Source organism: Pantoea sp. Lu_F5_004 (genome assembly GCF_051136245.1).
Taxonomy (GTDB): Bacteria; Pseudomonadota; Gammaproteobacteria; order Enterobacterales; family Enterobacteriaceae; genus Pantoea; species Pantoea agglomerans.
In genome coordinates this window covers 4029962-4056225 of the sequence record NZ_CP194946.1, presented here as the reverse complement: position 1 = coordinate 4056225, position 26264 = coordinate 4029962, and the positions used below count along the sequence as shown (strand labels likewise).

Genomic DNA, 26264 nt, shown 5'->3' with positions numbered 1-26264 from the left:
CGTGCGGGGTAAGTGTGATCTACATCACTAATTAAGGGTGGTGGCAGGGGTGGTTAGCGTGATTTTGATCACACTTTAAAGCGCAGCTCAGGCTCTTTTGGCTGATTTTTAGACGAGGTGGCCGGTTATTTGTGAGGTAAATCACACTTGCCTGACGTTGATTTGTTATATATCTGTGACTTAGATCACAAACTATTTTTGGTCGAAAATGCGCCAGATCACACTTCATTCTGCGGGTGATCGGGTGGGAGGAGAAAAGGGAGTGTAACGGGCAGACGATTAACGTCTGCCCGTAAGGCGGGTTTACTGCAGACCACCCTGGACGGCAGCCTGTGCCTGAGGAAGCGCCTGCGAGTTGGCGGATAAGGTGCTCATCAGCGCGTTATATTGCGAAGCCTGATCCTGAGTCGGGAACTGCACGCCGCCATCATTGAAGCTGACACGGGTTCCCTGCGTTTGCAGGAAATCGCCGGTCTGCACTGCACCCTGGCTCAGCGCCTGGAGTTTTGGCAGCAGAGGAATCAGCTGATTAGCGGGCACCGTCACCACTTTGTTATAGGCGGTGTCGTAGACTTTTTTCAGGTCATCCGGCTGCTTCAGGGTCGCCTTGCTGCTATCCGCCTGCATTTTGGCGCTTTCAATCTGCTGGGTGACGATCACCAGTGCGCTGGTCGCCTGACGCAGGGAATCACGACGGCTGAGATAATCCTGCGGAACGCGAATAGCAGAAAGCTCATCCACCACCGGACGCATACCCTGTTCAACCGCTTTGTTCGCCTGCTGCGAGAAGCCATACATAATGGCGTAATCGCTGGCGAAGTTGCCAAAGCTCTGCTTCTGGTTTTCGCTGAGGCTGGGCAGATGCTCGCCGCTGCGCATCACAGTGTTCTGGAGAAAATCGATAAATGCTTTGCGCTGCTCGCCTTCTTTATCACCGCATGCGGTGAGTTGCAGCACGATCAGCGCGCCAGCGAGCATAATGCCGCCGCGTGCCATAAGGCGTGTAAGTCCTGAAGCCATAGGGTCAACTCCTGTCGGTGATACTGTCAGATGTCCAGGTAGGAATGGCCTAAAGAATAGAACAAACCCGAGCCACGGCACAACGTGAAACCACCTGTGAAACAGATGCTTTCTGAAACGCCGGTTACAGAATGGGAGCGCCTGCGCCTCACGGCGTGCTGCGTTCCCTGCCATCGCAGGCTTCAGCGCGCAGAGATGAAGGAGGGGCTGAGCAGCCTGACGCTCACTGCCGCAACCTTAAAACACCACCGCCTGACCATCTTTGCGACTCTCACTGGCCGCAATGTAGAAGCCCTGCGGATCGCGCACTATCGCCTGCGCGCCACCAAAATTGTAATTACTCAGGGGATCTTCCAGTACCACGTTGTGACCCATACGGCGCAGTGTGCTCAGGATATTGCGATCGAGGGTTGATTCAAACACGACTTCGCGTCCCTGCACCACCCGCCAGCGCGGCGCATCAATCGCGGCCTGCGGATTCTGGCGGTGCAGCATAATGCGTAGCGCCAGCTGGAGGTGTCCCTGCGCCTGCATCGGGCCGCCCATCACGCCAAATGCCATCAGCGGCTGGCCCTGCTGATCCCGCGCAAAGGCCGGGATAATGGTATGAAACGGCCGCTTACCGCCCGCCACGACGTTGGGATGGTCTGGATCGAGTGAAAAGCCCGCGCCCCGGTTCTGCAGGCTGATGCCGGTATCGGGTACCACCACGCCGGAGCCAAATCCCATGTAGTTAGACTGAATGAATGAGACCATCATGCCGCTGGCATCACCGGCGGCGACATACACTGTGCCGCTCTGCTGCGGTGATCCAAAGCGGAAGTCTCCCGCCTTGTCAGGATCAATTAACGCTGCCCGCTGGCGGATATAGTCGTTGCTGAGCAGGTGTTCCGCCGGAAATTCGAGGTGATCTTCATCGGTGACATAACGGTCCAGATCAACCAGCGCCAGTTTCATCGCCTCGATGGAGAGATGCAGCCACTGCGGCGAATCCGGTGCATAGCGGTTGATTTCCCACTCTTCCAGAATGCCAAGTGCAATTAAGGTCGCAATGCCCTGACCATTCGGCGGCAGCTCCTGCACCGATCCTCCGGCAAACGGACGCGACAGCAGGGTAACCCAGTCGGCACGATGGTTTTTCAAATCCTCCAGCGTCAGGGCCGCGCCATGCTCACGGGCAAAGGCTGCCATCTTCTGCGCCAGGGCGCCGCGGTAAAAGCTTTCGCCCTGAGTCTCAGCGATTTCCTGCAAGGTACGGGCCTGAGCCGGGTTGCGGAACAGCTCGCCAGCACGCGGCGGACGACCCTGCGGCGCAAAGCAGTCGCTAAAGCCAGGTTGATCCCGCAGCTTGTCATAGCCGCGCTGCCACAGCTGACCAATCAGCGGAGATACCGGAAAGCCGTCGCGCGCATAGTCAATGGCCGGTTGTGCCAGGGTGGTCAGCGGTAAGGTGCCAAAGCGCTGTGCCAGTGTGACCCATGCTGAGACGGCCCCCGGCACAGTGACGGATTCCCAGCCGGTTTCAGGCATTGCACTAAAATCGGCAAAGCGTTCGGGATGCCAGGCGGCTGGCGATCGGCCTGAGGCGTTTAACCCATGCAGCTCGCTGCCATCCCAGACAATGGCAAACGCATCGCTGCCGATGCCGTTTCCGGTTGGCTCCAGCACGGTTAAGGCGATGGCGGTGGCGATAGCCGCATCCACGGCGTTACCACCCTGTTGCAGCATACGTAAACCCGCCTGCGCCGCCAGCGGTTGAGAGGTTGCGACGGCATTACGACCCATCATCGGTACACGATGAGAAGGGTATCCGACGTTAAAATCTGTTTCACGCATCGCTTTTCCTTACAGAGGTCAGGTATAGGTTTTGCCCGTCGTCAGTACGTTATTACGGGCTGCACTTTTACCGCGCATCAGGTCGATAGTTGCCGGGTAACTGCACCGGCATGAGGCGTCAGCCGTTTCGTTAAGATGACTGTTGATTAATCTGGCGACAGAGCGCCGTTAAGAATAAAAGATTTACCCGCTCTGCACTGTGAGCCGCCGCGCGCCAGGCCTCAGGCCCCAACCAGGACTATTCTTAATTTAATAAGAACAGTGAATATATGTGTTCAGGAAGTAAACCATTGGCGTATATTTTGCACTCACTACCTGAAGAGGTGTATCGCCTCACAGAAATGAGGATATGCCAGCAAAAAGCTTGATGGCATCCACATAAATAGCAAACACCATTTGATTTTTTTGCCCACATTGAAGGCCAAAAACTCAACTGCCTCAGCGGGTTAGAGGCGCTGGAACTTTTCCGGCAAACCATAGTTAAAAAAATAATTATAAATTGCGCGGCAAATAGTCAGGTCTCTATCCATACTTAGTCTCCCGGCATTTGTTGCATTGACCTGACATCTTTAAAGCAGTGCACCGCAGGCTGTGTCCCGTAATGGTTTCTCTCATAACAAAAATAAACCCTTGCGGGATCCAGCCTGAAACAGGCCCGGTTTCAGAGTCCTGACTTCAGGCTCGTACCTCTCTACTTTCACGTGCTTCATAGCGAGTTTTTAAGGAGTTCTCTATGGAATTAAAAGACCCGATGTTTGAATTGCTCAGCAGCCTTGAGCAGATTGTTTTGACACGTGATGATCGCGCCGCCGAGTTACTTATTCAGCGTCAGCAACCCGCCCAGCCAGAGCCGCAGCGTCTGCGTGAAATGACCGGCATGCAGGTTGATGAGTTTGCAAAAGTAATGGGCGTGAGCGTTTCTTCCGTGAAAAGCTGGGAAGCCCGGCGTACCCGTCCTTCCGCGACAGCGCAGAAATTGATGAAGTTATTACATGCCAATCCCTATCTGGGACGGCAGTTGCTTGAATAAACTGATATCACGAAAAGAACCCGCCGCTGGCGGGTTTTTTATTAGCGCAATTCACTGTATTTTGCCGCCTGCCTGGCAAACCAGCTCTCCGGCACGCTATAGGGCGGCTCCCGCAACTGTGCGAGTCCGCTTTCAATAATCGTTGAAGCCTGCTGCCATAACTGCGCATCTCCCTGCTTCAGCAACTCAATCTGTATCTGCTTTTCAACCAGGTAGACCCGCGCAAAGTCGGGATCAAAACGCACAATCGCGCGGGTGTTATCAATGATGTCAGCCAGTTTGATGGTTTGTGCCTCCGGACTGGCGCTGGCTGTATGGCGGAAGTGCGCCAGTTTACGGGCCGCCCGGTTTTTTGCCGCAGCGGGCGCGCTGTTGGTCAGCATCTCTACCAGGCCTGCCACGCGCGTACCAAAGTGGGCTTCGATATCGCTCTGTGTGGTTGCGGTATCTTCCACGGTATCGTGCAGCCAGGCCGCCGCTAACAACGCGTCGTCATGGCTGACGCTGCGCACCAGTTCCACCACCGCTGCCGGATGAACAATATAAGGCTCATCGGTATATTTGCGGCGCTGACCGGCACTGGCATGTGCCTCGGTGGCGAAGCGACGCGCCTGTTCTTCCAGTGAATCCTGCATGCCTATCCCCCTGACAAAAAGTTTGCTTGCAATTATCTAGCGCGCTACCTATATTATTAACCATGAACTGTGATCAAGATGACAAAAAAGTGAAAACGATGCCACTGTTGGTCGATCAGCAACTCTGCTTTGCGCTTTATTCTGCCAACCTGGCGATGAATAAAGTCTATCGTCAGTTGCTGAGCCAGCTCGATATCACCTATCCTCAATATCTGGTCATGCTGGTGTTGTGGCAGAAAGATGATGTCACGGTGTCAGAGATTGGCGAGCAGCTTTTTTAGACTCGGCAACATTAACACCTCTATTGAAGCGGCTGGAAAGCGCAGGCCTGATTAACCGGCAGCGAACCCGTCAGGATGAACGACAGGTTGCAGTGACGCTGACCGAAGCTGGCCAGGCGTTACGGGCCAGGGCTGAAGCCATTCCTGAAGCGGTTAAGTGTGCCACGGCCTGTGATGATGACGCCCTGCTGGCGCTGAAATTACAGCTGGATGGGTTGCGCGATAACCTGAATCAGTCACGATAAATATTGCTGACGGGTGCGCGGCACCCGTTAAACCTCACAGCCTGATTACAGCTGCATAAGTAGCGGGCGATTAAATAGCGTAACGGAGAAATGTCATGTCTTTAGAACAAGTGGTTTACCGCGCCAAAGCCAAAGCAACCGGTGGTCGTGATGGTCGTGCAACCTCTTCTGACGGTGTACTGGACGTGAAACTGGGTGTGCCAAAAGAGATGGGCGGTGCAGGCGGCGAAGTGACTAACCCTGAGCAGCTGTTTGCTGCGGGCTATTCTGCCTGCTTCCTGGGCGCAATGAAGTTTGTGGCGGGCCGTGACAAAATCACCATGCCAAAAGACGCCTGGATCGAAGGTGAAGTGGGTATCGGCCCTATCCCTGATGGTTTTGGCATTGAAGCGACCCTGAACATTCATCTGCCAGAGATGGATGAAGCAGAAGCGCAGAAGCTGGTTGATGCGGCACACATCGTTTGTCCTTACTCAAACGCCACCCGCAACAACATCGATGTCACGCTGAACATTATTCGCTAAGCGTGCTGCGGGCCTGAAACTATCAGGCCCGCACTTTTCTTCCTCTGTCACTTCCTCTCTCCTGCTGCTGTCTGCAACAGCCTACCCGGCCGTTCCTGTTCGCTGTGTACAAAAAATGTGCTAATCAGGTCGACAACGATTATTTTCTGGTCTATCAAACGCGACCATGTTTTACTGAGCCACCTCGCGTTATAGCCTATAAATCCGTTCAGAATTTTCCTTCATCTTGTCCGGTCCGCTTATTCAGCGAACTCTGCCGCGTTTCGGCAGTCACATAAAAGATTTGGTCAAGCGCTTCACACCGGAGAAACACCTTTTTTCATGAATTACATTAAAACCCTGACTCAGCAGAAGTTATCGCTCTTGCTGGCGCTCTATCTCGGTATCTTATTGAATTTACCGATTTTCTATCGTCGTTTTGACGGTTTTCTCAGGCACTCTACGGTAACGAACTGGCTGACTGCCGTCACCGAGGTGATGGCTATTGTGGTGCTGACTTTCTTCCTGATGCGTCTGCTGTCGCTGGGAGGAAAGTGGTTTTATCGCGTGCTGGCCACGCTGATTGTGCTGATTTCTGTTGCCGCCGCCTATTACATGGCGTTTTTTAACGTGGTGATTGGCTACGGCATTGTGGCTTCGGTGATGACGACCGATACCGATCTCTCTAAAGAGGTGATTGGTTACCATTTCATCCTGTGGATGGTGCTGGTCAGCGCGCTGCCACTGCTGATGATCTGGCGCAATAAGCTGAGCATGACGCTGAATGAACAGCTGCGTACGCCGGGACAGCGACTCAAGCCCACCCTGATCATGCTGCTCTGCGTGGCGCTGGTCTGGCTGCCGATTCGTTTTTTCGACAAGCTGCAGAAGCATAACGAAGAGATCACCAACATCGATCTGCCGAGTTACGGCGGTGTGGTGGCGCACTCTTATCTTCCTTCGAACTGGCTGGCGGCTGTGGGCCTGTTTGCCTGGACCCGCGTGGATGAGTCGCTGAACAGCCAGGAACTGCTGGATCCGGCGAAGAAATTTACCTACGTCGCGCCTGCCGGGCTGGACGACACCTATGTGGTATTTGTGATTGGCGAAACCACGCGCTGGGATCACATGGGGATGCTGGGCTATGAGCGTGACACTACGCCAAAGCTGTCGAAAGAGAAGAACCTGGTGGCGTTCCGGGGCGAGTCCTGTGATACAGCGACTAAGCTTTCACTGCGCTGCATGTTCGTGCGCGAAGGCGGCACTATGGATAATCCGGGCCGCACGCTGAAAGAGCAGAATGTGTTTGCGGTGATGAAAGAGCTAGGCTTCACCTCTGAGCTGTTTGCGATGCAGAGCGAAGTCTGGTTCTACGATAACATCAACGCCAACAATTTTGCCTTCCGTGAGCAGATTGGTTCAGAGAAGCGTAATCAGGGCAAAGCGGTGGATGACATGCTGCTGGTACCGGAGATGAAAGCGTCACTGGATCGTTTCCCGAAAGGTAAACATCTGATTGTGTTGCACACGAAAGGTTCGCACTATCTCTATTCACAGCGTTATCCGCGCAGCTTCGCGAAATATCAGCCGGAGTGTATGGGTGTAGATGAGACCTGCAGCAAAGCGCAGTTGATCAACGCTTATGACAACTCGGTGCTGTATGTCGATAGCATGCTGGATAGCGTGCTGGATCAGCTGCGAGATAAGAAGGCGATCGTCTTCTATGCCGCCGACCATGGTGAGTCGATTAGCGAGAATATGCACCTGCACGGCACCCCGCGTGAGATGGCTCCGCCTGAGCAGTTCCGGGTGCCGATGATAGTCTGGGCGTCAGATAAGTATCTGGAAGACAGTCAGAACCGCAGCAACTTTGAGCGTCTGCAGGCGCAGCAGCGTGTGGGCCGGACCCATCGCCACGTTGAGCTGTTCGATACCATCCTGGGCTGTCTGGGTTACACCTCGCCAGATGGCGGTATTAACCCGGCCAACAACTGGTGTCAGGCACCGGGTAATGGTCAGGCTAAACCGCTGTAATAGTGGCCGAAAAGGGTAAAGCAGGCGGCTGATTCCCGGTAACCGCATGCTTTCCAGGCGATTGGCGGCAAAAGCATAAAAAGCGGTTGACGCTGATCGGGGGTAGCAGTAACATGCGCCCCCATCGGCGAGTAGCGCAGCTTGGTAGCGCAACTGGTTTGGGACCAGTGGGTCGGAGGTTCGAATCCTCTCTCGCCGACCATATTTAAGAAACCTGTCTGAAAAGACAGGTTTTTTTTCGTCTTTAGAAAAGAGGATGAGAACCTCCGAAGGAGGTTTGAGCCGAGCGTAGCGAGACAACGTTGCTTCAGCAACGGCCCGAAGGGCGCTGCTCGCAGAGCAGAGTCATCCTCTCTCGCCGACCATATTTAAGAAACCTGTCTGAAAAGACATGTTTTTTTTCGTCTGTATAAAAGTGGATGAAAGGTACGTATTTACCGTTGAGCTGGCTTCAGGGAGCATACGCCAGGCAGACGCTGGGAGCCTCAGACGGCTAACAGATCCAAACCCGAGTGACGGCTGACAGCAATGAACAATCTCAAGGCGCAGGGAACACGGGCAGAGGAGGAAAGCGTCCCACGCCATGGACGGCGTGGGCCGAGCGTCCATGGATGGTTTAAGCGCCTTTCCGATCTGACCGTGTTCCCGAAGCAGTCTCGATCTGACAGCTAAGCATTCACATTCTTACCGCTGAACGTCCATGGATGGTTAAAGCGCCTTTCCGATCTGGCCGTGTTTCCGAAGCAGTCTCGATCTGACAGCCATTCATGCCACATCCTCTTCCCTGAACATTCCCCCGCTTTCAGCCTCTGGCTATCATTTTCCAGAAAGTTCCAGTAAACCCCATCCACCGCGCATTCTGTTTACCAGCCGTTGTTATCATCACTTACCCGCTGGCAGGCCTTGCCATATAAGAGATGCGATCATAATTCGCGACACATTCTTCTTATGACCGAAAGCGGCAACATGCTGATTTCTTATGCTTCTTTACCAGCATATTCCGCTGGATGAACGTCATAACGCACGGTGAATCGTTCAGTTATTCAACATTTGCCGGTAAAAGTTTTAAGTTTTTTAGCGGTGAGAATCACTAGCGATAGAACAACCATCCAGCACAATGCACGGAAATCAGGCCAGCTGCGCTGTGCATTGTATGGCTTTTAGGCCGAAAGAGTTTTTATTACCGTTGCATGCTATCCCTCACACTCTGTGTAAATAAGTAACCGTTGTATTGACGTTCTTTGCAACTGTTGACAAATTGATGCGTCAATAAACGCGCAGTTACGGAATTTTCTGAATGCACCATCTGCATAAGAAAAAACAAAAAAAACGTAGCGTGCTTTAACCACCTGTTCGGTGGTACGCCTGAACCGCATAAAAAAATCAGAGGTCGGGCAATACACACAACATCACATCACAATGGAGCAAAAGCATGATCAACTCCCTGGCTAAATCCGGGATGCTGAAGGTCGGTCTGAGCCTGATTGCTATGACTGTCGCCGCCAGTGTTCAGGCAAAAACCCTGGTTTACTGTTCTGAAGGTTCTCCGGAAGGCTTTAACCCGCAGTTGTTCACCTCGGGCACCACCTACGATGCCAGCTCACGTCAGATCTACAACCGACTGGTTGAGTTCACTATCGGCACCACCGAACTGCACGCTGCGCTGGCAGAGAAGTGGGATGTCAGTGAAGACGGTAAAACTTACACCTTCCACCTGCGCAAAGGCGTGAAGTGGCAGACCACCAAAGATTTCAAACCGACGCGCGACTTCAATGCGGATGATGTGGTGTTCACATTTGAGCGCCAGCTGGATAAAAACAACGCCTATCACGGCGTCTCCGGCGGCAGCTACGAATATTTCGAAGGCATGGACATGCCGAAGCTGATCAGCAAAATTGAAAAAGTGGACGAGAACACCGTGCGCTTTGTGCTGACGCGTCCTGAATCGCCGTTCCTTGCTGACCTCGGCATGGACTTCGCCTCGATTCTGTCGAAAGAGTACGCTGACAACATGCTGAAAGCGGGCACCCCGCAAAATGTCGACCTGAACCCGGTCGGTACCGGTCCGTTCCAGCTGCTGCAGTACCAGAAAGATTCGCGCATCCTTTACAAAGCTAACCCGGATTACTGGGGCACCAAGCCGAAAATCGATCGCTTAGTCTTCTCTATTACCCCGGATGCTTCAGTGCGTTACGCCAAGCTGCAGAAGGGCGAATGTCAGGTCATGCCCTATCCAAACCCGGCTGACATCGCGCGTATGAAGCAGGACAAAAACATCAACCTGTATGAGCAGGCTGGTCTGAACGTCGGCTATCTGTCGTACAACGTTGAGAAAAAACCGCTGGATAACCTGAAAGTGCGTCAGGCACTGACCATGGCCGTCAACAAAAAGGCGATTATCGAAGCCGTTTATCAGGGGGCAGGTCAGCCTGCTAAAAACCTGATCCCACCAACGATGTGGGGCTATAACGACGACGTGAAAGACTACGCCTACGATCCTGAGAAAGCCAAAGCGCTGCTGAAAGAAGCGGGCATGGCAGACGGCTTCTCAATCGACCTGTGGGCAATGCCGGTTCAGCGTCCGTACAACCCGAATGCACGCCGCATGGCTGAGATGATTCAGAGCGACTGGGCGAAGATTGGCGTCAAAGCCAAAATCGTCACCTACGAGTGGGGCGAATATCTGAAGCGCGCCAAAGCAGGTGAGCACCAGACCGTCATGATGGGCTGGACTGGTGACAATGGGGATCCGGATAACTTCCTGGCCACCCTGTTCAGCTGTTCAGCGGCAAAAGATGGCTCTAACTACTCGCGCTGGTGTGATAAATCCTTTGAGGATCAGATTCAGCCAGCTCGCGCCACCGCCGATCAGGCGAAGCGCATCGAGTACTACAAGCAGGCACAGGTTGTGATGCATGACCAGGTACCGGCGCTGATGATCGCGCACTCAACGGTATACGAACCGGTCAGCAAGAAAGTCTCCGGGTACAAAGTCGATCCGCTGGGCGGACACTACTTTGCTCAGGTAGACATTAAAGAATAATTGTCGCCTTTTCCGGGGCGGCTGCGCGTCGCCCCGGCTTTATCTCCCTGTTTTACTGGAAACGGTAGAGGCGCAGCCTGTCTGCGTCGCGGTCGGGCCTACCCGATCGTCAGATGTAAGCAATAACTACCCTCGCGGCGACGGTCGCGCGGACAAGAGAGAACCCGGATTATGCTGCAGTTCATACTCCGACGTCTGGGCCTTGTCATCCCAACGTTTATCGGTATTACATTACTCACCTTCGCATTTGTTCACATGATCCCCGGCGATCCGGTACTGATCATGGCGGGCGAACGCGGTATTTCTCCTGAACGCCATGCACAGTTAATGGCGCTGTTAGGTCTGGATCAGCCGCTGTGGAAACAGTACCTGAACTACATTAACGGCGTATTACATGGTGACCTGGGCATTTCACTTAAGAGCCGCATCCCGGTCTGGGATGAGTTTGTTCCGCGCTTCAAAGCGACGCTGGAACTCGGCATCTGCGCCATGATATTTGCCGTGGCCATTGGTATCCCGGTTGGGGTCATGGCTGCCGTGAAGCGGGGGTCGATTTTCGATCACACCGCCGTGGGAATCTCACTGACCGGCTACTCGATGCCGATCTTCTGGTGGGGCATCATGCTGATCATGCTGGTCTCGGTACAGCTCAACCTGACGCCGGTTTCCGGGCGGGTCGGCGACACCGTCTTCCTGGATGACACCATGCCGCTGACCGGCTTTATGCTGATCGATACCTTCTTCTGGGGGGAGCCGGGCGACTTCCACGATGCGGTGATGCACATGATCCTGCCTGCCATCGTGCTCGGCACCATTCCGCTGGCGGTGATTGTGCGAATGACGCGATCGGCGATGCTCGAAGTGCTGGGTGAAGATTACATCCGTACTGCGCGTGCCAAAGGCCTGACGCGGATGCGCGTGATCGTGGTGCATGCGCTGCGAAACGCCATGCTGCCGGTGGTCACGGTGATCGGCCTGCAGGTCGGCACTTTGCTGGCCGGGGCGATTCTGACCGAAACCATCTTCTCGTGGCCGGGCCTGGGTCGCTGGCTGATTGAAGCGTTGCAGCGCCGTGACTATCCGGTAGTGCAGGGCGGGGTGCTGCTCACAGCAGTACTGATTATTGTGGTCAACCTGCTGGTTGATCTGCTGTATGGCGTGGTTAACCCGCGCATACGTCACAAGAAATAAGGGGGCATCATGTCTGTTGTTGATCCCGGCAGCGTTACCGTTGCACCCAAGCCGATGACCCCGTTTCAGGAATTCTGGCACTACTTTAAACGTAACAAGGGCGCCGTTGTGGGCCTGGTCTACATCATCATTGTGTTGCTGTGCGCCATTTTTGCCGATGTGCTGGCCCCGCATGCCCCTGCTGAGCAGTTCCGCGATGCGCTGCTGCATCCGCCGGTCTGGCAGGAAGGCGGCAGCTGGAGCTACATTCTGGGCACCGACGATGTAGGCCGCGATGTGCTGTCGCGTCTGATGTACGGCGCGCGCCTGTCGCTGCTGGTTGGCTGTCTGGTGGTGGTGCTGTCACTGATTTTCGGCGTGATATTTGGCCTGCTGGCCGGTTATCTCGGCGGCGTGGTCGATGCCATCATCATGCGTGTGGTCGATATCATGCTGGCGCTGCCCAGTCTGCTGCTGGCGCTGGTGCTGGTCGCCATCTTTGGCCCCTCAATCGTTAACGCTTCCATCGCGCTGACCTTTGTGGCGCTGCCGCACTATATCCGTCTGACCCGCGCGGCGGTGCTGGTGGAAGTGAACCGCGACTATGTGACCGCCTCCGGCGTGGCCGGTGCCGGTATGCTGCGCCAGATGTTTGTGAATATTCTGCCTAACTGCCTTGCACCATTGATCGTGCAGGCTTCATTAGGTTTCTCCAACGCCATTCTCGATATGGCGGCGTTGGGCTTTCTCGGTATGGGTGCGCAACCGCCAACGCCGGAGTGGGGCACGATGCTCTCCGACGTCCTGCAGTATGCGCAAAGTGCCTGGTGGGTAGTGACCTTCCCTGGATTGGTCATTCTGCTTACCGTGCTGGCATTTAACCTGATGGGCGATGGTTTGCGTGATGCACTCGACCCGAAACTCAAGCAGTAAAGAGGCACCGAGATGGCGTTATTAAATGTAGACAAACTATCGGTGCATTTCGGCGACGATAAAGCACCGTTCCGCGCGGTTGACCGCATCAGTTATCAGGTTGAGCAGGGCCAGGTCGTGGGTATCGTGGGCGAGTCCGGCTCTGGTAAATCGGTGAGTTCACTGGCGATCATGGGGCTGATCGATTTCCCCGGCAAAGTGATGGCTGAGAAGCTGGAGTTTAACCAGCGCGACCTGCAGAACATCTCCGAACGTGAGCGCCGCCAGCTGGTGGGTGCCGAAGTGGCGATGATTTTTCAGGACCCGATGACCAGCCTCAATCCCTGCTACACCGTAGGTTTCCAGATCATGGAAGCGATCAAGGTGCATCAGGGCGGTAATAAGCGTACACGGCGTCAGCGGGCGATCGACCTGCTGAATCAGGTCGGTATTCCCGATCCCGCGTCACGGCTCGATGTCTATCCGCACCAGCTGTCGGGCGGCATGAGCCAGCGTGTGATGATTGCCATGGCGATCGCCTGTCGGCCTAAGCTGTTAATCGCCGATGAGCCGACCACGGCGCTCGATGTGACCATTCAGGCGCAGATCATCGAACTGCTGCTGGAGTTGCAGCGGCAGGAGAACATGGCGCTGATCCTGATTACTCACGATCTGGCGTTAGTGGCAGAAGCGGCGCACCACATTATCGTGATGTATGCCGGTCAGGTGGTGGAAAGCGGTAAAGCGACCGATATCTTTAAGGCGCCGCGCCATCCTTATACGCAGGCGCTGCTGCGTGCGCTGCCGGAGTTCGCGGCCGATAAAGCACGCCTGGCCTCGCTGCCTGGCGTGGTACCGGGCAAGTATGACCGCCCGATTGGCTGTCTGCTTAATCCACGCTGCCCCTATGCGACTGACCTTTGTCGTCAGGAAGAACCTGAACTGCGCACCATTCCAGGACGCCAGTCCAAGTGTCACTATCCGCTGGACGATGCCGGGAGACCAACTTATGAGTCATGAAACCACTAAAGATCAGTTCCTGCTGCAGGCGATTGATCTGAAGAAGCACTACCCGGTGAAGAAGGGGCTGTTTGGTCAGGAACGTCTGGTCAAAGCGCTGGATGGCGTCTCTTTTAATCTGGAACGCGGTAAAACGCTGGCGGTGGTGGGCGAGTCAGGCTGTGGTAAATCCACGCTGGGCCGCCTGCTGACGATGATTGAAACCCCGACCGAAGGGCAGCTTTACTGGCACGGTCAGGATCTGCTGAAACACGATCCCCAGGCGCAGAAGTTGCGTCGCCAGAAAATCCAGATCGTGTTCCAGAACCCGTACGGCTCACTCAATCCGCGCAAAAAAGTAAGCCAGATTCTGGAAGAGCCACTGGTGATTAATACCCAACTGACCAGAGCGGAACGCCGCGAGAAGACGCTGGAGATGATGGCAAAAGTCGGTCTGAAAACCGAGCACTACGACCGCTACCCGCACATGTTCTCAGGCGGGCAGCGTCAGCGTATCGCCATCGCGCGTGGGCTGATGCTCGATCCGGACGTCCTGATTGCCGATGAGCCGGTTTCGGCGCTCGACGTGTCGGTGCGTGCCCAGGTGCTTAACCTGATGATGGATCTGCAGCAGGATATGGGGCTCTCTTATGTCTTTATCTCGCACGATTTGTCGGTGGTGGAACACATTGCCGATGAGGTGATGGTGATGTATCTCGGCCGGTGCGTTGAGAAGGGCAGCAAAGAGGCAATTTTTGCCAACCCGCGCCATCCTTATACTCAGGCTTTGCTGTCAGCGACGCCGCGGCTGAATCCTGACGACCGTCGTGAGCGCATTAAGCTGACCGGCGAACTGCCCAGCCCGCTCAATCCGCCGCCAGGCTGCGCCTTTAATGCGCGCTGCCACCGACGTTTTGGCACCTGCGTGCAGTTGCAGCCGAAGCTGAAAAACTACGGCGGACAGGAGATTGCCTGCTTCGCAGTTGATCAGGATGAAAATCAGCCAGTCGGCGTGGCAGAAAAGGTCAGCTGAGGATTGGCAGCGCATTCTGGTGTTTACAGACCGCACAAGATTGAAGGCGATGGGAGCATACGCCTGTAGCAAAGTATCGCGCCGCCCGGATAAAAACGCCGGGAGCGTTTTTGAACAACGCAACGCGTTGGCCCCGCTACGGGCGCACCTCAGGGATGAGGTGCGTAATCGCCCGCGCTGAGCCAGCCAGGGATGGCGTCTTTGCGTAAGGCGTATGCCCCCTGAGCCTGTTCGCGATCTTAACTCCCCAGCCGAAGGCTCCTTTCTGGAGCCTTTTTTTATCTCAACTCAGCTGCAAGCCGCATTGCTGGCAGGTCAGCGAGCACTTCCTGGTTATTCCTCCTCTTTTTCCGTTATCAGTCTTAACCTGTTTTTCTTCTGGCGATATTTGCAGTGAAAAAAGATAAATATCCTCAATCACTTATGGCAGAAATACGTTTTTTTTGCGCCTGCGGCAGCCTGAACGCTCTTTGAAACGCTGTTTACAGGAGTCAGCCTGGCAGTGCCAGAGGTTGTAAGAGCGGTATTTTCTGAAAAATTATTAAAACAGTGCTAATGAATTTAACTTAAGTATTACTTATTAATTATCAGCGGTAATGACTCAGCAAAGGCTTTCTTCCGCCACTATTGAATCTTTATGATTAAACAATTTGATTGAAATTGCTTTTTTTGTAATCAGGTTTTTCTGACTGATATTAAAGGGATGTGTTATATTCCAGGAAAATTCCCACCTTGTTGCAGGCCACGGCCAATGAAGAATAATTACGATGATTTGCAGCGTTTTAAAGAGAAAACGCAAACGCTCGACATCGACTTTAAAGATATGTCTGGCCAGACACAGGAAGCGGCGGAACACAGTAAATGGGCATTGATTCGCCAGCTGGCGAAAGAAGAACATCAGACCCCGTTTGGCGGCGGCGAGCGTATTGACCTGCCGCAACCTCAGCCGCTGCGTGGTGATGAGTTCACGGCTCCACCGCCTGGGGCACCGGCACGACATGCCGCACTCACTGCGCAACCGGCAATGGCAGCCCGCACCTCGATTCTTGATAGCCTGTCAGGCAGTAACCTGCCAGCAACCAGCACGACTGCACGCGGTCCTTCATCACTCTTTCCGCCACCGCCACCACTGCAAAAAGCGGCCGTGGCTGAGCCTGCGACCCCGCTGCGTGCTGAGCCGGTCCGGCCTGCCACCGTGGCGGAACTTCAGCCCGTCGTCGCACCCACCGCCACCCATTCTGAGCCAGGACGATTTGGTGCGCTGTTCCGCTCGCGCGAGATTAATCTGCCGAAAGAAACCTTACTCAAACCGTTACTGGAGAAGATTGCGCTATGCCATTAGTTTGTGTGTGCTCGCCAAAGGGGGGCGTGGGGAAAACCACGCTGGCGGCGAATCTGGCCTGGAGTCTGGCGCGTTCCGGTAGCAAAGTTCTGGCGATTGATTTTGATGTGCAGAATGCACTGCGTCTTCACTTTGGCGTGCCGCTTCATGATGGCCGCGGATTTGTGGCGCGCTCTGAAGAGCAGGCGGACTGGAGCCAGTCGATTCTTACCACTGGCGGCAATATCTTTGTGCTGCCCTATGGCGACGTCACGGAGCCGCAGCGCGAACGGTTCGAAGAGAACCTGATGAAAGATCCCCACTTTATTAAGCGCGGTCTGGATACGGTGCTCAATTATCCTGGTCTGGTGATCGTGGCTGATTTCCCGCCAGGCCCAGGCCCCGCCCTTAAAGCAATGACGGCGCTGGCCGATATGCATTTAGTGGTGATGTTAGCCGATACCGCATCAGTATCGTTATTACCGCAGATTGAAGAGAACCGGATGATCGGTAAGCCTCTCAATAATAAGCAGGGTCACTATTTTATCCTTAACCAGTGTGACAACCGCCGGAATATCAATCGCGATGTCACCGCGTTTATGCAGCAGCGCCTGGGCGATAATTTACTGGGCGTGGTTCACCGTGATGAAAGTGTGGGTGAAGCCAATGCTTCGCAGCAGTCTGTTTACGATTTCAGTCCCGCCTCCGCAGCGGCATTTGATATTGAACTGATCGCGAAAAGGGTCAGCAGCATTCTGAATATCACCGTGGGTAATGGCGAAGTTCAGGCTCCCATCCGCACAAACCACTTTTAGTCGGCTTCCGACAGGCGACTGACTTACACAGCTCTTCTCAGGGTGAATCATGAGTAAAATCGGGTTTTACCTGCTGCTGCTGGTGCTTGCACCTGTTGCCGCGGTGATCATCATTACGCCAATGGACAGCCAGAAACAGTATATTTTTGGTCTGATCAGCATCGGCATGATGTTTTTATTGGGTTTCAGCAAGAGCCGCAAAATAACGGTGGTGATGGTGGTTCTCTCTGCGCTGATGTCCAGCCGCTATATCTGGTGGCGGACCACCGAGACGCTGCACTTTAATTCCGAAGTTGAAGCTATCTTAGGCATTGGCTTATATCTGGCGGAGCTGTACGTTTGGCTGATCTTAATTCTTGGCTTCCTGCAAACCACCTGGCCATTAAAACGCACGATTGAACCCTTACCGGACGACACCAGCCTGTGGCCGACGGTCGATATTTATGTGCCTTCCTACAATGAAAGTCTTGATGTGGTGCGCGACACCGTACTCGCGGCGCAGTGTATCGACTACCCGCGTGACAAAATCAGGGTCTATCTGCTGGATGATGGCAAGCGCAGCGAGTTTGCCCGCTTTGCGGCGGATGTCGGCGTGGGTTATATCACCCGTGACGACAACAAACATGCCAAAGCCGGGAACCTCAACCATGCGATGAAAATCACTAAAGGTGAGCTGATTTGCATCTTCGACTGCGACCACGTGGCGACGCGCACCTTCCTGCAGGCGACGGTCGGACCGTTCCTGAAAGATCCAAAGCTGGCGCTGCTACAGACGCCGCACTACTTCTATTCTCCCGATCCCTTTGAGCGTAACCTGCGCGCCGCACGCAGCATTCCAAACGAAGGCTCGCTGTTTTATGGCCCGGTGCAGCAGGGTAACGATAACTGGAATGCCACTTTCTTCTGTGGCTCCTGTGCGGTGATCCGTCGTTCAGCGCTGGAAGAGATTGGCGGTTTTGCCGTTGAAACCGTGACCGAAGATGCACACACTGCCCTGAAAATGCAGCGACTGGGCTGGGGCTCAGCCTTTTTGTCGATCCCGCTGGCTGCCGGTCTGGCAACAGAACGTCTGGGCCTGCATATCATTCAGCGTACCCGCTGGGCGCGTGGCATGACGCAGATTTTCCGCGTCGATAATCCGCTGTTTGGCCGTGGCCTGAAGTGGCAGCAGCGTCTTTGCTATCTCAACGCCATGCTGCATTTCCAGTTTGGCCTGCCACGCGTTGCCTTCCTGACCGCGCCGCTGGCTTACCTGCTGTTTAACCTGAATATTATTCACTCATCGGCGTCGCTGATCTTTGCCTATGTGCTGCCCCATCTGGTGATGTCCCTCTACGTTAACTCACGGATGAATGGCCGTTTCCGTTACACCTTCTGGGGTGAGATTTATGAGACGGTGATGTGCTTCCATCTGGTTATCCCGACCATTCTGACCCTGTTGTCGCCAAAACATGGCAAGTTTAACGTGACCGATAAAGGCGGCGTGCTGGATCAGGGCTTCTTCGATTTCCACATCGTGCGTCCGCATGTGATTGTGGCGCTGCTGCTGGGCATTGGCATTGTAGCCGGCGTGGTGCGTGCCGTGATGCATGACTATTTTGGCGTCGATCCTTACGTTATCGCGCTCAACGTCGGCTGGGCGATCTTCAGCCTGATCATTCTGATGGCGGCGATTGCCGTGGCGCGCGAAACCAAGCAGGTGCGTAAAACCATCCGTGTTGAAGTGCAAATCCCGGCGATTATTCATTACGCCAGCGGCATTTCATCGCGCACCCAGACCAGCAACCTTTCGATGGGCGGCGCGCAACTTGATGCACCCGATGGACGTCATGAAACTGATGAGATTGAAGAGATTGATCTGTTGCTGAAATCCGGCGCGATCACTATCCCGGTCAGTCAGATTTCCGGCGATGATGAGAGCATCCGTCTGCGCTTTGAGGCGATGCCGCTCGCGCGTCGTCGCGAACTGGTCCGTGTGGTGCTGGCTCGTGCTGATGCCTGGATTCAGCCGGAGTATAAGCAGGACAACCCGCTGATTTCGCTGGGCACTATTATCCGTACCGTCTTTGAGCTGTTCTGGCTGACGTGGAAAGGCCGCCACGATAAACGTAAAAATGTCGACCCGGTTGCCGCGGCGGCGAAAGAGGATGGGGCGGCATGAAGATCCTGACGCAAACTTTGCTGGTCAGTTCACTGACCGCAGCGTTATGGCTGACGCCCGCTGGCGCGGAAATGCCGGTTGCTACTGATAACAGCAGTGCTGCGTCGGTAAACAGTTCAGCTCCGACGCCGCCTGATGCTGCTTCCACCGCGCAGCCTGCCAGTGCGCCGGTAAACAGTTCAGCCCCGATGCCGTCTGATGCTGCTTCCAGCACGCAGCCTGCCGATGCCACCGTCATTGCACCCGCGACAAATCAGGCTCCGGCCAGCGATGCGGCCTCTGTGGCACCCATGAATAATGGTTCCACCCAGACGGCAGGTTCAGACCAGGTAGCCGCCCCGGTCAGCGGTGGAGAGTCTGCAATGCCGTCAGTGTCACCAGCGGCAAATGCGCCATCTGCGACACCGTCCGCAGAATCTGCACCGGCATCGGCGCCACAGAGTGCATCACCCAATGCCATGGCACCCCCGGTGAACGCCTCTTACGCCCCAGGTAGCGACGCGACATCACAAACTCAGCCATCTTCAGTGACCGGTGACGCGACTTCAACGCCTCAGACAGCGTCATCGACCGGCGAGGCGGCGGCTTCTGCCCAGACCACCGCGCCGATGGCCGCCACCGGCGCGGTGACCCAGGACAGCAGCGCGCTGTCAGCAGTACCCCTGCCGCAGGGCCTGAGCAGTGCCGATCCCGCGCTGGAAGCAGCCGCCAGTGCGCTGCCCTACGCGCCAGGCCAGGTAGCTGCGCCGGTTGCAGAAGCGCAGCCGCCGATCGCGGCTGCCATCAATCAGCCGATCAGTAGTGTTATTTCAGTGGCCCAGATGGGCCAGTCGCGCGGCATCACGCTGACCGGCGGCCAGCTACAGTCGGGCATCACCTTTACCCTGCCCGGCGATGAAGTCATTACCAATGCGCGACTTAATCTGACGCTGCGCGTCTCAGCTGCGCTGGCGGCACGCAATACGTCGCTGCAGCTGATGCTGAATGGTCAGCCGCTCGGCACGCTGCCGCTGGGTGCGACGGACAGCGATGTCAGTGACTATGAGCTGGATATTCCGGCGGCGATGGTGGTGTCGGCGAACAATCTGAGTTTTAAAATCAACGATGCGGACAAGTTGCTGTGTGAAAGAGAGAGCGCACAGCAGTATCAGGTCACCATTCTGCCGAACACGTCGCTGCACCTTGAGGGTCAGAAGCTCAATATCGGCACCAGCCTGCGTAATTTCCCGCGCCCCTTCCTGGATCCTCAGCGGATGACGGCGTCCACCGTTACGGTGGGCTTTGCCAGTCATGTTTCAGCCGAGGCCGTCAGCGCGGCGGCACTGGTGGCATCCTGGCTCGGCATTCAGAGTGATTATCGCGGCATCCGTTTCCCGGTGGTGCGCGGCGAACTGCCGGAACACAACGGCATCCTGTTTGGTCATCCTGGTGATCGGATCGGCACCCTGACTTTCCCGGCCAGTAACGGTCCGATGTTGCAGGTGGTGGATAATCCCAATAATCCGGTTTACAAATTGCTGCTGGTCAGTGGCAACAATGAGGAGCAGTTGCGTCAGGCGGCGAACCGTCTGACGACGCAGCCACTGACGACAGATGAGAGTCAACTGCAGGTCCCTGAGCAGACTATTGCAAACCGCAAACCTTACGATGCACCACGCTGGATTAACACTGACCGCCCGGTACGGCTGAGCGAACTGCTGCGTAAAGATCAGAGTCTGACCAGCAGCGGCATCTGGCATGATGCGCTGCGTGTTAACTTCCGCGCCGCGCCTGATTTGTTCCTGTGGGATGGCGACACAGTGCCGGTCAATCTGCACTATCGCTTCCCGTCTGAAAGCTGGATCGATGAGGATAATTCCTTCCTTAACGTCATGCTCAACGGCACTTTTCTGCGCAATCTGACGGTGAACAAAGTCGGCCTGCTGGAGAACGCCTGGCACCGTCTGGGCGGTGATGCGCGTCAGGAGAAGTATCAGCTTAATCTCGAACCCTACCTGATCTATGGCGATAACCAGCTGGCGCTCTACTTCAATATCAAACCACGGGCTGATGCGCCCTGCGGTGTGTTACTCAACAACAACATCAAAAGCCGGATTGAAGAGGATTCATGGATCGACCTGAGCCATACCCGTCACTTCAGCATGCTGCCGAACCTCTCTTACTTTGTGGGTGCCTCTTTCCCGTTCTCACGTCTGGCCGATTTCAGCCAGACCACGCTGCTGCTGCCGGAAACGCCCAGCGATGCTGAACTGTCAACGCTGCTGGATCTGGCGGCGCGGGCTGGTAAAGCCACCGGTCTGGCGCTGACACAGAATCAGGTACTGTTTGGCCTGCCCAGCGGCGGCACACATCTGGCGCGCATACAGCAGAGCGATCTGCTGGCGGTGAGCACCACCGGCAACAGCGCCTTTAATCAGGCGATGCTGGCGGCTTCCCCTTATGACGCCACCAGCAGCACCTTTGGGGTGAAAGAGCCCGACACGCTGGAAAAATTACGCGGCTGGCTGACCGGTGACTGGAGTCGTCAGCAGCTGGATGCCGATCGTTACTTCTCCTCTAACGAAGCGTGGCGAGGCTTCCTCAGCTACCGATCGCCATGGAACCGCGATCGGCTGGTGGTGATGACGGTGGCAACCAGCGACGATCAGCTGTTGCGACTGCATAACGATTTGAGTTCAGCGCAGATTAACGCCGGCATTCGTGGCGATACGGCGATTATTACCGATGAAAACGGCATTCGCAGTTTCCGCGTCGGCGCGCAGTTCCCCAGCGGTGAGTTGCCCTGGTACATGATGGTGGTGTGGTATGCCAACCAGCACTCGGTGCTGCTGGCGGTGGCGGCGATGCTGCTCTCCGCGCTGGTGGGCAGTGCGGCCTGGGTGATGCTGAAGCGTCACGCCTGGCGACGTCTGAACCCAAAGCAGGACCGTGATTCCGGCAGGAAGTAAGGATAATAATAATGAAAAAAAATCTGTTAAGTGCCGGTATTCGTAAGGCGTTGCTGCTGGGCAGCGCGCTGGCCCTGTCACAGCCGCTGCTGGCGGCAGAAAGCGCCAACCCGGCGCTGCAGGCGCTGTTCGATCAGGCCTCTTACTGGCATCAGAAAGCGCATGACGACCTGGCGACAGCCTCACTGCAAAAGGTGCTGATGGTTGAACCCAACAACACTCAGGCGCTCTACCTGCTGGCGCTCTATTCACAGCAGGGCGGCGACACTGCGGCGGCGGCGCAGTATCGCGCCCGGCTGAGCCAGGTCTCCCCCAACGATCCGCATCTTGGCGAGCTGGATAACGCGCGCCAGATGCAGACCATTCCGCAGGCGCAGCTTGCGCTGGCGCGTCAGCAGGCGCGCAGCGGCAATATTCCGGCGGCGTTACAGACATGGCGCAACACCTTCAGCGGTAATGCGCCACCACCCAGTGTCGCGGCAGAATATTATCTCACTATGGCGGGCGACCGTACGCTGCTGCCGCAGGCAGTTGAGGCACTGCGTCAGTTTGCGACTCAGCATCCGCAGGACACCGGCGCACGGCTGGCGCTGGGTAAAGCGCTGACCTATCAGGAACCGACCCGTCGCGAAGGCATTGAGGTGCTGAGTTCGCTGGCGAGCGGTAATCAGGATGCCGACCGCTCACTGCGTCAGGCGCTGCTGTGGCTCGGTCCGCAGCCGTCAGATGCGGCGCTCTATCAGACCTGGCAGCAACGTCATCCGCAGGACTCCGCCGTCATCGACTACTACCGTAAAAACGTCGGCGGCGCAGAAAAAGGGGCCGGATTCAGTGCGCTCAACAGCGGTGACGTCGGCGGTGCGCAGTCCAGCTTTGAAAAAGTACTGGGCGCGAATCCGCAGGATGCCGATGCGTTAGCGGGCATGGGCTATGTGGCCCAGCGAGCCGGACGTTATCAGGAAGCGGCGGATTATCTGCAGCGGTCTGCTCAGCTCGGCGGCGATCAGGGTTCATCGCGTCAGCAGCAGGCTGACGATGCGCGTTTTTATGCACAGCTGGCCAGCGCCCAGCAGGCACTGAAAAGCGGAGACACGGCGCAGGCGCTGACATTAAGCGAACCGCTGGTGCAGGCTGACGGTGAAAAAGGGCTGGCCGCCAGACTGTTCCGCGCCGACGTGCTGCGCCGCACCAATCAGCCTGCGCAGGCGGAGCAACTCTATCGCACTATTCTGCAAAGCGATGCGGATAACCGCAGCGCCAAAGAGGGGCTGTTCTATGTTCTGCGTCAGCAGAATCGGGGTGCCGAAGCCAGTACGCTGCTGGGTGCACTGCCGGACAGCGTTCGCCAGAGCGTCACGCCACGGGCCAATGAAGCCGATGCGCTACGTCAGCAGGCGAAGCGTCAACTGGCGGCTGGTAACAATGCCGCTGCCATCGCGACGCTGCAGCAGGGTATTCAGCGCTATCCCACGGATGGCTGGCTGCGGCTTGATTTAGCCCGGCTCTACCGTCAGCAGGGCGATACGCTGCTGGCGGCCAACGTGATGCAGCCGGTGATGCGCAACGGGGCCAGCACCAGCGAACTGTATGCCGGTGCGCTTAACGCCAGCGAAAGCGGCGGCTGGCAGCAGGCCAGCACGTTGCTGTCGCGCATTCCCGCTAACGCGAAGACGGCGGCGATGCGTGAACTGGCGCAGCGGGTTAATTTCAATCTGCAGATGAGCACGGCCGACCAGTATCTGGCGCAGGGCGCGACGGCTGCCGCCGCCAATACCCTGAAGGCGCTCACGGTTAATCCACCCACCAACCCGGTTGATGCCGGAAACCTGGCGCAGAAGCTGGCGCAGGCGGGCGATCTCACCAGCGCCGTTTCGGTGGTGCGGACTAACCTGCAGCGTGGCGTGCAGGGCAATGCGGGCGATTATGCCGCGCAGATGACGGTGCTGAATCAGGCGGGCCTCGGCAGTGAGGCGCAGCGCTTCCTCAGCAACCCGGAACTGCAGGCGCGCAGTACGCCGACGCAGCTGGCCGGTATTCGCAATGGCTATCTGATTAACGAAGTGGATCGTCTGCGGCAGCAGCGTCAGTACGCGGTGGCGTATGACAAGCTCATTGGTGCACTGCAGCAGGATCCGCAGAACCGCGATCTGATGTTCGCGATGGCCCGTCTCTACCAGGACGGCAAGATGAACCGGGATGCGGGCGTGGTCTATGACTACCTGATGACCCAGGATACGCCGACGCAGGATGCGCGCGTCGGGGCCATCAACGTCGCGCTGGCGCAGAACAATGTGCAGCGCGCTAATGAGCTGAGTCGCGGCCTTAACAGTACGACTCAGACACCGGATCGTCTGCTGCTGCTGGCGCGGGTGGCGGAAGCCAATGGCGAGCATTCTCAGGCGATGGCTTATCTGCGTTCAGCGCGCGGTCAGCTGATTGGCCTGCAGGGCGCGCAGCCTGGCAGCGTGCCGACCGTGGGCGGACTGGCGCTGGCGGATAATCCGTTTATCAACCGTGATACTTCGCCGGTGGGACGTTCACCATCCAGCTACGGCACCGTGCTGCCGTGGCAGGCGGCACCTGCGAGCGTTGCCGCTGGCGTGACAACGCAGGGTGAACCGGCCGCGGGCAGCGAAACTGTTTCCCGGCAGTCACAGATTCTGCACGACGTCGACACCATGATGGATTCGCTGCAGGAGAAAACCGGCAGCTGGAGTCAGGGCATGGTGCAGGTGCGCGGGCGTGACGGCGAGTCGGGCCTGAGCAAGCTGACGGAAGCCAAAGCGCCGCTGACCTTCTCTACCGTGCCGTTTGAAACGGCGCGCCTCGACTTTACCGCAACGCCGGTCTCACTTACGGCGGGCAGTGGCGCAGCCGATGCCTGGCGCCGTTTCGGCACCAATGCGCTGAGTCAGGGCAGGGTAGTGGCTGCAGGCGGTGCAACGGTGAATGACCTGCCGAACGCCACCACCGATTCGCAAACTGCCTCGGGCGTGGAGCTGAATCTGGCGCTGAAGGGCGACAGCTATAAGGTGGATATCGGCAGTACGCCGCTGGGCCAGGATCTCAGTACTCTGGTCGGTGGCGTGCAGTGGTCACCGAAACTCACCGACTTCCTGACGCTGATCCTGACCGGTGAGCGTCGCGCGATTACCGACAGCCTGCTCTCTTACGTCGGCGCAGAAGATAAAACCAGTGGCAAACGCTGGGGACGCGTCACCAAAAACGGCGCTAACGCCCTGTTAAGCTACGACAATGGCGATGCGGGCTTCTACGCCGGTGCGGGCGCGTACAGCTATCTCGGCGAGAATGTCGCCAGCAATAATAACCTGCAGGCGACGGCCGGCGCCTACGTTCGTCCGTTCCACACTGACGATCGCGAGCTGAAAGTGGGCATGAGCCTGTCGTGGATGGACTTCTCGAAAAACCTCAGCTATTTCAGCTACGGTCAGGGCGGCTACTTCAGCCCGCAGAACTATGCGTCGGTCTCCTTCCCGATTGAGTTCTCCCGCAAATTTGACGATCTGAAGGTCAATATTGGCGGGGCAGCCGGTTATCAGACCTACAGTCAGGATAAAAGCGCGTACTTCCCGTCGGATGCCAGCCTGCAGTCAGAGCTGGAATCCCTTGCCGCCAGCGGCAGTGTGAAAGACGCTTACTACTCCGGCGACAGTAAAAACGGCATCGGCTACAACCTGCACGCCGGGGCGGACTACAAACTAAATAAAGATGTGACGATTGGCGGCCAGCTGGGTTATGACACCTTTGGTGACTACAACGAAAGCAGCGCGCAGCTCTATGTCCGTTACCTGTTCGGAGAGAAGTAATGAGTGAGCATTCGGGGGTATCGCATCCTTATCAGCCGGGCTGGTTTGATCTGGTCAGCGTGCTGATTGACGGGATGATCGCCAACGCCGGTCAGCAGGAGGCAGAAGCCTTTCTCTATAAGATGGGGGAATCGCTGGCGACCCGCTATCCTTTGCCTGAGTCGCGTACCGTGCAGGATCTGGAGCGCGAGTGCAATCTGCAACTGGCGCGGTTTAACTGGGGCTTTGTGCAGCTTCAGCCGGAAGAGAAGGCGCTGCTGATTGCCTGTCACGCCTTACCGGCAGGCGACAACACCCACTCTCCGGCTGACTGGCAGGCGGCGTTTGGTGCGGTGATGGCCGGGCTTTTTTCGGGCTGGTTGCAGGGCCAGGGCGGCAGCAGCATTGTGCCGGTTACGCTTGAACTCAACGATGGCAGCACGCTGCACTATCGATATCAATAGGATCGGAA

At 56.3% G+C, this 26264-nt stretch carries 17 protein-coding genes, 1 tRNA gene, 1 other RNA gene and 1 pseudogene; 17 read left to right on the top strand and 3 right to left on the bottom strand.

Annotation, left to right across the window (positions count from 1 at the left end; all coding sequences use genetic code 11):
- Positions 1–303 precede the first annotated feature (303 nt).
- Together ACR8BN_RS18750 and ACR8BN_RS18745 are read right to left on the bottom strand one after the other, a co-directional pair.
- Positions 304–1020 carry a DUF3053 domain-containing protein gene (locus tag ACR8BN_RS18750; RefSeq protein WP_010671639.1) on the bottom strand — a complete coding sequence of 239 codons (717 nt, stop codon included), beginning with the start codon at positions 1018–1020 and terminating at the stop codon, positions 304–306.
- Positions 1021–1257: 237 nt separating this feature from the next.
- Positions 1258–2856 (bottom strand): gamma-glutamyltransferase family protein, encoded by a 1599-nt coding sequence (locus tag ACR8BN_RS18745; protein WP_031593520.1) that lies wholly within the window; start codon positions 2854–2856, stop codon positions 1258–1260.
- A gap of 733 nt (positions 2857–3589) precedes the next feature.
- On the opposite strand from ACR8BN_RS18745, the gene ACR8BN_RS18740 reads away from it, so the two are divergent.
- The gene (locus tag ACR8BN_RS18740) at positions 3590–3886 is read left to right on the top strand and encodes an HTH-type transcriptional regulator (protein WP_010257438.1); all 297 of its coding nucleotides are present in this window, start codon (positions 3590–3592) and stop codon (positions 3884–3886) included.
- 41 nt (positions 3887–3927) lie between these two features.
- Here the strand turns inward: ACR8BN_RS18740 and ACR8BN_RS18735 are convergent, their stop codons facing one another.
- Positions 3928–4521, bottom strand: coding sequence for an HD domain-containing protein (locus ACR8BN_RS18735; RefSeq protein WP_039390422.1), 594 nt, complete (start codon positions 4519–4521; stop codon positions 3928–3930).
- A gap of 62 nt (positions 4522–4583) precedes the next feature.
- Here ACR8BN_RS18735 and ACR8BN_RS18730 point away from each other — a divergent pair.
- The 16 genes and pseudogenes from ACR8BN_RS18730 (at position 4584) to bcsD (ending at position 26256) form a co-directional block, all read left to right on the top strand.
- Positions 4584–5047: pseudogene (locus tag ACR8BN_RS18730) on the top strand (MarR family winged helix-turn-helix transcriptional regulator).
- A 95-nt stretch (positions 5048–5142) separates the two neighbouring features.
- Positions 5143–5571 (top strand): organic hydroperoxide resistance protein, encoded by a 429-nt coding sequence (locus ACR8BN_RS18725; RefSeq protein WP_010257431.1) that lies wholly within the window; start codon positions 5143–5145, stop codon positions 5569–5571.
- Positions 5572–5892: 321 nt separating this feature from the next.
- Complete coding sequence (gene eptB, locus ACR8BN_RS18720) at positions 5893–7584, top strand: kdo(2)-lipid A phosphoethanolamine 7''-transferase (RefSeq protein ID WP_064703249.1); 1692 nt, start codon at positions 5893–5895, stop codon at positions 7582–7584.
- A gap of 125 nt (positions 7585–7709) precedes the next feature.
- Positions 7710–7786 (top strand) — tRNA-Pro (locus tag ACR8BN_RS18715).
- 33 nt (positions 7787–7819) lie between these two features.
- Positions 7820–7949: non-coding RNA, RtT sRNA (locus ACR8BN_RS18710), on the top strand.
- A 1067-nt stretch (positions 7950–9016) separates the two neighbouring features.
- Positions 9017–10627, top strand: coding sequence for a dipeptide ABC transporter periplasmic-binding protein DppA (gene dppA, locus ACR8BN_RS18705; RefSeq protein WP_039390428.1), 1611 nt, complete (start codon positions 9017–9019; stop codon positions 10625–10627).
- 171 nt (positions 10628–10798) lie between these two features.
- A complete protein-coding gene (gene dppB, locus ACR8BN_RS18700; protein WP_010257427.1) occupies positions 10799–11818 on the top strand; it encodes a dipeptide ABC transporter permease DppB in 1020 nt (339 codons plus the stop codon).
- 9 nt (positions 11819–11827) lie between these two features.
- Positions 11828–12730, top strand: coding sequence for a dipeptide ABC transporter permease DppC (gene dppC, locus ACR8BN_RS18695; protein ID WP_010671643.1), 903 nt, complete (start codon positions 11828–11830; stop codon positions 12728–12730).
- 12 nt (positions 12731–12742) lie between these two features.
- Positions 12743–13729 (top strand): dipeptide ABC transporter ATP-binding protein, encoded by a 987-nt coding sequence (dppD, locus tag ACR8BN_RS18690; RefSeq protein ID WP_010257423.1) that lies wholly within the window; start codon positions 12743–12745, stop codon positions 13727–13729.
- Positions 13719–14741, top strand: a complete 1023-nt coding sequence (gene dppF, locus ACR8BN_RS18685) for a dipeptide ABC transporter ATP-binding subunit DppF (RefSeq protein ID WP_010671644.1) — start codon at positions 13719–13721, stop codon at positions 14739–14741. The genes dppD and dppF overlap by 11 nt, the downstream gene beginning before the upstream one ends.
- Before the next feature lie 751 nt (positions 14742–15492).
- Positions 15493–16083, top strand: coding sequence for a cellulose biosynthesis protein BcsO (gene bcsO / locus ACR8BN_RS18680; RefSeq protein ID WP_143790247.1), 591 nt, complete (start codon positions 15493–15495; stop codon positions 16081–16083).
- Entirely contained in the window at positions 16074–16877 is an 804-nt protein-coding gene (bcsQ, locus tag ACR8BN_RS18675) for a cellulose biosynthesis protein BcsQ (protein WP_010671647.1), read from the top strand. Before bcsO ends, bcsQ begins: the two co-directional genes overlap by 10 nt.
- A gap of 49 nt (positions 16878–16926) precedes the next feature.
- Entirely contained in the window at positions 16927–19038 is a 2112-nt protein-coding gene (gene bcsA / locus ACR8BN_RS18670) for a UDP-forming cellulose synthase catalytic subunit (protein WP_010671648.1), read from the top strand.
- Complete coding sequence (gene bcsB, locus ACR8BN_RS18665) at positions 19035–21986, top strand: cellulose biosynthesis cyclic di-GMP-binding regulatory protein BcsB (protein WP_434747220.1); 2952 nt, start codon at positions 19035–19037, stop codon at positions 21984–21986. The genes bcsA and bcsB overlap by 4 nt, the downstream gene beginning before the upstream one ends.
- An 11-nt stretch (positions 21987–21997) precedes the next feature.
- Positions 21998–25813: a cellulose synthase subunit BcsC-related outer membrane protein gene (locus ACR8BN_RS18660; RefSeq protein WP_434747219.1), complete on the top strand. Its 3816-nt coding sequence runs from the start codon at positions 21998–22000 to the stop codon at positions 25811–25813.
- Positions 25813–26256, top strand: a complete 444-nt coding sequence (gene bcsD / locus ACR8BN_RS18655; protein ID WP_039390436.1) for a cellulose biosynthesis protein BcsD — start codon at positions 25813–25815, stop codon at positions 26254–26256. The genes ACR8BN_RS18660 and bcsD overlap by 1 nt, the downstream gene beginning before the upstream one ends.
- Positions 26257–26264 lie beyond the last annotated feature (8 nt).

Excerpts from the sequence above, each read along its gene's own strand:
- ACR8BN_RS18750 (WP_010671639.1), bottom strand. The coding sequence starts at position 1,020 with ATGGCTTCAGGACTTACACGCCTTATGGCACGCGGCGGCATTATGCTC.
- ACR8BN_RS18745 (WP_031593520.1), bottom strand. The coding sequence starts at position 2,856 with ATGCGTGAAACAGATTTTAACGTCGGATACCCTTCTCATCGTGTACCG.
- ACR8BN_RS18740 (WP_010257438.1), top strand. The coding sequence starts at position 3,590 with ATGGAATTAAAAGACCCGATGTTTGAATTGCTCAGCAGCCTTGAGCAG.
- ACR8BN_RS18735 (WP_039390422.1), bottom strand. The coding sequence starts at position 4,521 with ATGCAGGATTCACTGGAAGAACAGGCGCGTCGCTTCGCCACCGAGGCA.
- ACR8BN_RS18725 (WP_010257431.1), top strand. The coding sequence starts at position 5,143 with ATGTCTTTAGAACAAGTGGTTTACCGCGCCAAAGCCAAAGCAACCGGT.
- eptB (WP_064703249.1), top strand. The coding sequence starts at position 5,893 with ATGAATTACATTAAAACCCTGACTCAGCAGAAGTTATCGCTCTTGCTG.
- dppA (WP_039390428.1), top strand. The coding sequence starts at position 9,017 with ATGATCAACTCCCTGGCTAAATCCGGGATGCTGAAGGTCGGTCTGAGC.
- dppB (WP_010257427.1), top strand. The coding sequence starts at position 10,799 with ATGCTGCAGTTCATACTCCGACGTCTGGGCCTTGTCATCCCAACGTTT.
- dppC (WP_010671643.1), top strand. The coding sequence starts at position 11,828 with ATGTCTGTTGTTGATCCCGGCAGCGTTACCGTTGCACCCAAGCCGATG.
- dppD (WP_010257423.1), top strand. The coding sequence starts at position 12,743 with ATGGCGTTATTAAATGTAGACAAACTATCGGTGCATTTCGGCGACGAT.
- dppF (WP_010671644.1), top strand. The coding sequence starts at position 13,719 with ATGAGTCATGAAACCACTAAAGATCAGTTCCTGCTGCAGGCGATTGAT.
- bcsO (WP_143790247.1), top strand. The coding sequence starts at position 15,493 with ATGAAGAATAATTACGATGATTTGCAGCGTTTTAAAGAGAAAACGCAA.
- bcsQ (WP_010671647.1), top strand. The coding sequence starts at position 16,074 with ATGCCATTAGTTTGTGTGTGCTCGCCAAAGGGGGGCGTGGGGAAAACC.
- bcsA (WP_010671648.1), top strand. The coding sequence starts at position 16,927 with ATGAGTAAAATCGGGTTTTACCTGCTGCTGCTGGTGCTTGCACCTGTT.
- bcsB (WP_434747220.1), top strand. The coding sequence starts at position 19,035 with ATGAAGATCCTGACGCAAACTTTGCTGGTCAGTTCACTGACCGCAGCG.
- ACR8BN_RS18660 (WP_434747219.1), top strand. The coding sequence starts at position 21,998 with ATGAAAAAAAATCTGTTAAGTGCCGGTATTCGTAAGGCGTTGCTGCTG.
- bcsD (WP_039390436.1), top strand. The coding sequence starts at position 25,813 with ATGAGTGAGCATTCGGGGGTATCGCATCCTTATCAGCCGGGCTGGTTT.